Origin of the sequence: Kitasatospora sp. NPDC004799 (assembly GCF_040609095.1) — a bacterium.
GTDB lineage: Bacteria > Actinomycetota > Actinomycetes > Streptomycetales > Streptomycetaceae > Kitasatospora.
In genome coordinates this window covers 1-6,753 of sequence record NZ_JBEXJK010000432.1, presented here as the reverse complement: position 1 = coordinate 6,753, position 6,753 = coordinate 1, and the positions used below count along the sequence as shown (strand labels likewise).

Genomic DNA, 6,753 nt, shown 5'->3' with positions numbered 1-6,753 from the left:
TGGTCGGCGGTGGCCCGGCGGGCGGTCGGGCCGGATCGGGTCGGACGCGCACCGTTCCCGCCCCGGGCGGGTCCCCGGCCGCCCGGGCGCCGAGGCCGTACCCGGCGTGGGAGCGGTGCCCGCGACGGCGATAGCCTTGGGTGTTCGGCGAGCGGACCGGCCGGCCCAAGGGAGAGAAGCGGTGGCGGAGGACAGGCGGTTCCCGGCCCTGGTCGGCCGGCAGCGGCAGACGGAGCTGCTGACCGCGGCGCTGGTCCAGGCCGTGGACGGCGCGAGCGGCTCCACCGTCCTGCTGCGCGGCGACGCCGGTGCCGGCAAGAGTACGCTGCTGGCCTGGGTGGAGCGGGCGGCGCGCGAGCGCGGGTTCACCGTCCTGCGCGCGGTCGGCACGGAGGCGGAGACGGACCTCGCGTTCGGCGCCCTCCACCAGGCCTTCTGGTCGCTGCTCCAGGGGTCCGACGCGCTGTCCGCGCACCAGCGGGAGGCCCTGGAGAGCGCGTTCGGCGTCCGCTCCGGGACCCCGAGCGGCTTCGCCGTCGGCGCCGCCGTCCTCGCCCTGCTGGAGCGGGCGGTGCGGACCGCCCCCGTGCTGCTGGTCTTGGACGACCTGCAGTGGATCGACTCGTCCAGCGCGACCGTCTTCGCCTTCCTGCACCGGCGGTCCGCCGAGCTGCCGGTGGTGATCGTCGCGGCCACCCGGCCCGACGGGCCGGCCCTCCAGACCTGGTCGCCCGAAGCCGTCGACGTCCCGGCCCTGCCCCGGGAGGACGCGGCCCTGCTGCTGGGCACCTGCTACCCCGAACTCGCGGCGCCCGCCAAGGAGCGCGTCCTGACCGAGGCGGCCGGGAACCCGCTGGCGCTGGTGGAGCTGCCGCGCCAGCTGGAGGCCGCCCAGCAGCGGGGCGCCGCCCCGCTGCCCGAACGGCTGCCGCTCGGGCGCAAGCTGGAGCGGATGTTCGCCGAACGCCTGGGGTCGGTGACGCCGGAGGCCGGCCGCCTCCTGCTGCTCGGCGCCCTGGCCACCGGCTCGGACTCCGGCAGCGCCGAGTGGCTCCGCGCCCTCGCGGACGAGAACGCGCGGGAGGTCCTGGCCCGGATCGAGGCGGACGGCCTGGCCCGGCTCGACCCGGCCGGACAGCTCGTGTTCCGCCACCCCCTGGTCCGCACCGCCGTCGTCTCCGCCGCCTCCGACGCCGCGCGCCGGGAGGCGCACCGCGCGCTCTCCGAAGCCCTGCCGCCGGACGACCCCCGCCGACTGGTCCACGAGGCGGCCGCCGCGCTGCTGCCAGACGAGGACCTCGCGCACCGCCTCCAGGAGGCCGGCCGGGACCTCGCCCGCCGGGGCGGCGAGGCGGAGGGCGCGCTGCTGCTCGAACGCGCCGCCGCCCTCAGCCCGAACCCCGGCGACCGCGTCCGCCGGCTCACCGGGGCCGCGGTGATGTCGGCCCACGGCGGGCAGCTGCGCCACACCGCGGCGCTGGTGGAGGAGCTGAAGGCCGGCACCGTCCCGGCGGACGTCGCCCCGCTGTTCTCGTACGCGGTGGTCTACGCCGACCAGAGCCACCACGTCGACTTCGAGTCCTCCGCCGCGCTGCTGCCCGCGGCCCTGGACGCCCTGACCGCGCCGGGCGCCCCGGCCTTCGGCGGGATGGTCGAGCAGGTGTACTTCAAGCTCCTGCTGGCCGCCACGTACACGGACGACCCCTGGGCCTGGCGCGCCCTGGAACGGCACCGGGAGAACGTCTCCGAGGCGGGCCGGCTCTGCCTGCGGGCCTGGACCGCCCCGGGCCCGGACACCGCCGCCGCCCTGCTGGCGACGGCCGAGGGCATGACCGAGGAGCAGGGCGCCGGTGCGGCCTGGCTCCTGCTGTGGACCGCCTCGGCGCTCGACTGCCCGGTCGGCGACCTGTGGCAGCGCTTCGCCGGACTGCACGGCTACGCCTCCCAGGGCTCGGTGGCCAAGGCCCGGGCCCACCAGGACTACCTGCTCGGCCACTGGGACCGCGCCGCCGTCTGCCTGCGGGAGGCCGAGATCGCGGACGAACTCGGCTACCACACCAACGCCCTGATGTTCCGTCAGTACTACGCCCACTTCCTGGCCGGCCGGGGGGACGAGGACGGGCTGCGGGAGGTCGAGCGGAGCGTCCGGCCGACCGCCACCCGCGCCCGGATGCGGTACGTCCTCGACCGGCTGACCCACCTGCGCGGCCTGGTCGCGCTCGCCCACCGGCGCTACGAGGAGGCGTACGCCCACTTCTGCGAGCTCACCCCGCCCGGACGCCTGCCCGGCGGCCCGCCCTGGCACCACACGCTGGTCCTCGACCTGGTCACGGCCGCCGTGCACACCGGCCGGCACGAGGACGCCCGGGCCCACCTCGCGGCCGGGGCCGCGGCGCGCTCGGCGGAGATCTCCGGCCGGCACGCCTTCCTGTCCGCGGCTGCCACCGCCCTGGCCGCCGACGACGAGCAGGCCGACGCCGCCTACCGCGCCGCGTACGCCGTGCCGGGCGCCGAGCAGTGGGTGTTCGACCTGGCGCGCCTGCGGCTCGCCCACGGCGCGTGGCTGCGCCGCCGCCACCGGCCCGGGGCCCGGGAGGCGCTGCGCGCGGCCCACCACGACTTCCGCCGGCTGCGGGCCACCCCCTGGGCGGCGCAGTGCGAGGAGGAGCTCCGGGCCGCGGGGGACGCGGTGGCCCTGCCGCAGCCCGGACCGGCCACCGACCCGACCGGGCTGACCGGCCAGGAGCTGCGGATCGCCCGGCTGGCCGCGACCGGCCTGACCAACAAGGAGATCGGCCGACAGCTCCAGCTGTCGCCGCGCACCGTCGGGGCCCACCTCTACAAGATCTTCCCGAAGCTCGGGATCACCACCCGGGCCGCCCTCGCCCACGCCCTGGACGGCGGCTGACCTGCGGGAACACCCGGCCGGCCGGTCCGCCCCGGCCGCCCCGCCGAGCCCTGTGACTACCCGGCGGGCACCGCCCGAACACGACAGTCAGATGACCTACCGGCCCGCCGCGCGGGCGGTCCACGCTGAAGTGCGCAGGACTCCGGCGGAAGGACGGTCAGATGGGCTTGCGGGTGACGACGGCGTCGGTCGCGGACGGTGACAAGGCGGCCTTCTGGAGCGGAGCGGTGTCGCGGTCGCTGGTGCCGCTGGAGGTGCACCCGTTCACCGGGCGGCCGTTCGACGGCACCCTGGAGTCGCACCGCCTCGGGTACGTGCGGATCTCCACCCTGGAGGCGGACGCGGCCCGGCTCTCCCGGACGGCGGCGCTGATCGCGCGCACGCCGCGGAGCGAGCCGCAGGTCGGGGTCGGCGTGCAGGTGTCCGGCCGGGCCGTCCTGGCGCAGGACGGGCGCCGCGCGGTGGTGCCGCCGGGCGGGCTGGTGCTGTATGACACGGCGCGCCCGTTCGCGGTGGACTTCCCGGAGCGGTTCCGCACCCACCTGTTCCACGTGCCGCGCCGGCTGCTGGGGGTGCCGGAGCGGGACCTGCGGCACGCCTCGGCGACGGCCGTCGGCCCCACCGAGGGGTGCGGACCGGTGCTGCTGCCCTTCCTCGGCGTCCTCGCCGCCTCCGCGCACTCGTACCCCGCCCCGGTCGGGGACCGGCTGGCCGCCAGCGTCGCCGACCTGTTCAGCACGCTCATCGCCCAGCTGGCGCCGACCCGGGCCGACGACGGGCCGGGCGCCGGGAACGCGCACCTGGTCCGCCGGGTGCGGGAGTACATCGACCGCCACCTGGCCGACCCGGACCTGTCGCCCGAGCGGATCGCGGACGCCCACCACATCTCCGTGCGCTACCTGCACCGGCTCTTCGAGGGCGAGGGCGTGACGGTGAGCCGCCTCGTCCAGCGGCTCCGGCTGGACGCCTGCGCCCGCGAGCTGGCCCGGAGGGGCCGCGCCGCGCCCACGGTGTCGGCCGTCGCCCAGCGGTGGGGCTTCGTCAACCCGGCGCACTTCAGCCGGACCTTCCGCGCCGCGTACGGCGTCACGCCGCGCGAGTGGCGCGCGCTGCCGCACGACGAACCCGGCTGACCAGCCCGCAGACCCGCCCGCCGAACGGCACGACCGGGCCACCGCGCAGGGCCACCACCCGGGCCGCTGCGCAGGCCACCGCGGCCGGGGCATCCGGGGAGGCCGGGGAGCACCCGGAGCCGCCGTGCCCGTCGACCGAAGCCAGGAGCAAGACTTGTCCGACCCCACCCCCCAGCCCGACCGGCGCCCGGTGCTCGACCGGGCGCTCCAGGAGTTCCTGGACGCCCGGGCCGGCCGGTCCGCGACGGACCTGCCGGACCTCTCCTTCCTCGTCCCGGACGGCGCTGCGCCCGACGGGTCGGCCCCGTCCCGGTCCTCGGCCGCCGGGTCGTCCTGGTCCCCGACCGGCGGACCGGACGAGGCCCTGGACGACCCGTACGGCACCACGGCGGAATGGCTCGCCCTGCCCTGCGGACCGACCGGACGGGTGCACGTCCAGGTGACCAGGCCCGTCGGTGCCGCCGAGCCCAGCCCCGTCGTGCTGTTCCTGCCCGGCCTCGGCTGGTCGCTCGGCGACGCGGCCGGCTACGCCCGGCTGATCCGGGAGTTCGCGCTGGGCACGGACGCCGCCGTGGTCTACGTGGACTACGCCCGGGCGCCCGCGGCCCGCTACCCGGTGGCCGTCGAGCAGTGCTACGCGGTGGCCCGCTGGATCCGCGCGCACGGCCACGAGATCGGCCTGGCGGGGCGGCGGATGGCCGCCGTCGGCGACTCCGCCGGGGGCAACCTGGTGGCGGCGCTGACCCTGCTGGCCCGGGAGCGCGGCGACGCGCCGCTGGTCCACCAGGTGCTGCTCTGCCCGGTCACCGACGCCGACTTCGACACGCCCTCCTACCACCGGTTCGCGGCGGGCTACTTCCTGCACCGCGACCACATGCGCCGGTTCTGGGACGACTACCTGCCCGAGCCGGACCGGCGGAAGGAGGTCACCGCCGCGCCGCTGCGGGCCTCCCTGGAGCAGCTCGCCGGGCTGCCGCCGGCCCTGGTGGTCACCGCCGAGGCCGACGTGCTGCGGGACGAGGGCGAGGCGTACGCGGCCCGGCTCCGCGCGGCCGGGGTCCCGGTGGTGGCGATGCGCTACCAGGGGGCCGTCCACGGCTTCCTGCTGTTCGGCGCGAGCTGCCCCACCAGCACCGCCCGGGCCGCGCTGATCCAGGCCCTCGACACCCTGCACGTCGCCCTGCACGGCGGTGCCTGGTGACCTTTCCCCTCCGGCCCGGCGAGGGCGTGGGCCCACCCGGCACCGCGCCGCCGGACCGGCCCGTCCGGTCGACCGTCGTCCGAGGAGCACCGATGTCCCCCGTCGTTCTCGACACCGCCCTGGTCCCGCCCGCCGACCGCGCCGAGTTCTGGCACGAGGCCGTCTCCCGCACCTTCATCCCGCTGGACGTGAGGCTGCTGGAGAGCACGCCCGGCCCCGCGACGATCACCAGCCACGCCCTGGGCGTCGCCCAGGTCTCGCTGGTGCAGGCCGGCCCGCAGCGGGTCGAGCGCAGCGCGGGACTGATCGCCCGCGGCGGCGAGGACCACCTCACCCTGGCGCTCCAGCACCGGGGGACCGCCCGGCTGGTCCAGGGCGACCACCGGGTGGAGCTGCGCCCGGGCACCTTCGCGATCTCCGACGCGGGGCGGCCGTTCAGCAAGGAGCTCCTGGAGCCCTTCCTCTTCACCGCCTTCCACTGGCCGCGGTCGGCCGGGGGCGTCTCGGAGGAGGACCTGCGGGTGCTGACCGCGACCGCCTTCGGCACCGGCGACGGCACCGCCCGGCTGGTCGCCGCCTACCTGGAGTGCCTCTCCCGGTCGGCCGGTTCGATGGAGCCGCAGCTGGCCTCCTGGCTCGCCGCCACCGCGCTCGACCTGCTCGCGGTGCTCGCCCACGAGCGCCGCGGCCGGTCCGTCCCGGAGGCGCCCGAGGTGGCGCTGGCCACCCTGGCCCGGGTGAAGGACCACATCCTGCGCCACCTGGGGGACCCGGACCTGACGCCCGAGCGGATCGCGGCGGCCCACCACCTGTCGGTGCGGTACCTGCACAAGCTCTTCCGCTACGAGGGCGTGACGGTGGCCCGCTGGATCCAGCGCCAGCGGCTGGACCTGGCCCGCCGCGACCTGGCCCGCCGCACCTCGGACCGGGTCGGCGTGGCGACCGTCGCCGGCCGCTGGGGCTTCGTGAGCGCCAGCCACTTCAGCCGCGCCTTCCGCGCCGCCTACGGCGTCTCCCCGCGCGAGTGGCAGGCCGCCGCGGCCGGCTTCGGGGTCGCCGTGTGAACCCGGGTTCGTCACCGGTGAACCCGGGTTCGTCACCGGCCCGGCCGGTGGCGGCTAGCGGGTGCCCGCGGTGGACGGGGCCTTCTTGCGGGCGCGGTAGGCGGCGGCCTTGATCTTGTTGCCGCAGGACTCCATGCCGCACCACTGGCGGCGCATGCCCCGGGAGCGGTCGATGTAGACCCGGGTGCACTCCGGGTTGCCGCACTCCTTCATCAGGGGGACGTCCGGCCCGCTGAGGAGTTCGACCGCCTGGCGCGCGACGGTGGCCAGCGCCTGCCCGGGGGTCGCCTCGTTGTGCCGCCCGGTCACGGTGAGCTGCGGCGTCACCGGCGGCTTGCGTGCGGCGGCGTTGAGCACGGCGAGGGCCTCGCGGTCGAAGGCCTCGCCGAGCCGGCGGTTGGTGACGAGCCGGTAGACCGCCTCGCGGACGGTCGTCGCCTCGCGGAC

The 6,753-nt window shown here is 77.2% G+C and carries 5 protein-coding genes; 4 read left to right on the top strand and 1 reads right to left on the bottom strand.

Features of this window, described 5'->3' with window-relative positions:
- Positions 1-181: 181 nt before the first annotated feature.
- From ABZW03_RS34585 to ABZW03_RS34570, 4 genes are all read left to right on the top strand, one after another.
- A complete protein-coding gene (locus ABZW03_RS34585) occupies positions 182-2,908 on the top strand; it encodes a LuxR family transcriptional regulator (protein WP_355267457.1) in 2,727 nt (908 codons plus the stop codon).
- A gap of 161 nt (positions 2,909-3,069) precedes the next feature.
- Positions 3,070-4,041, top strand: coding sequence for a helix-turn-helix domain-containing protein (locus ABZW03_RS34580; RefSeq protein WP_355267454.1), 972 nt, complete (start codon positions 3,070-3,072; stop codon positions 4,039-4,041).
- Between the two features lie 154 nt (positions 4,042-4,195).
- On the top strand, positions 4,196-5,242 hold the full coding sequence (locus tag ABZW03_RS34575; protein ID WP_355267451.1) for an alpha/beta hydrolase: 1,047 nt from the start codon (positions 4,196-4,198) through the stop codon (positions 5,240-5,242).
- 92 nt (positions 5,243-5,334) lie between these two features.
- Complete coding sequence (locus tag ABZW03_RS34570; RefSeq protein ID WP_355267448.1) at positions 5,335-6,306, top strand: helix-turn-helix domain-containing protein; 972 nt, start codon at positions 5,335-5,337, stop codon at positions 6,304-6,306.
- A 54-nt stretch (positions 6,307-6,360) separates the two neighbouring features.
- Here ABZW03_RS34570 and ABZW03_RS34565 read toward each other — a convergent pair.
- Positions 6,361-6,753 (bottom strand): CGNR zinc finger domain-containing protein (locus ABZW03_RS34565; protein ID WP_355267445.1); only part of this gene is annotated, 393 nt, incomplete at its 5' end.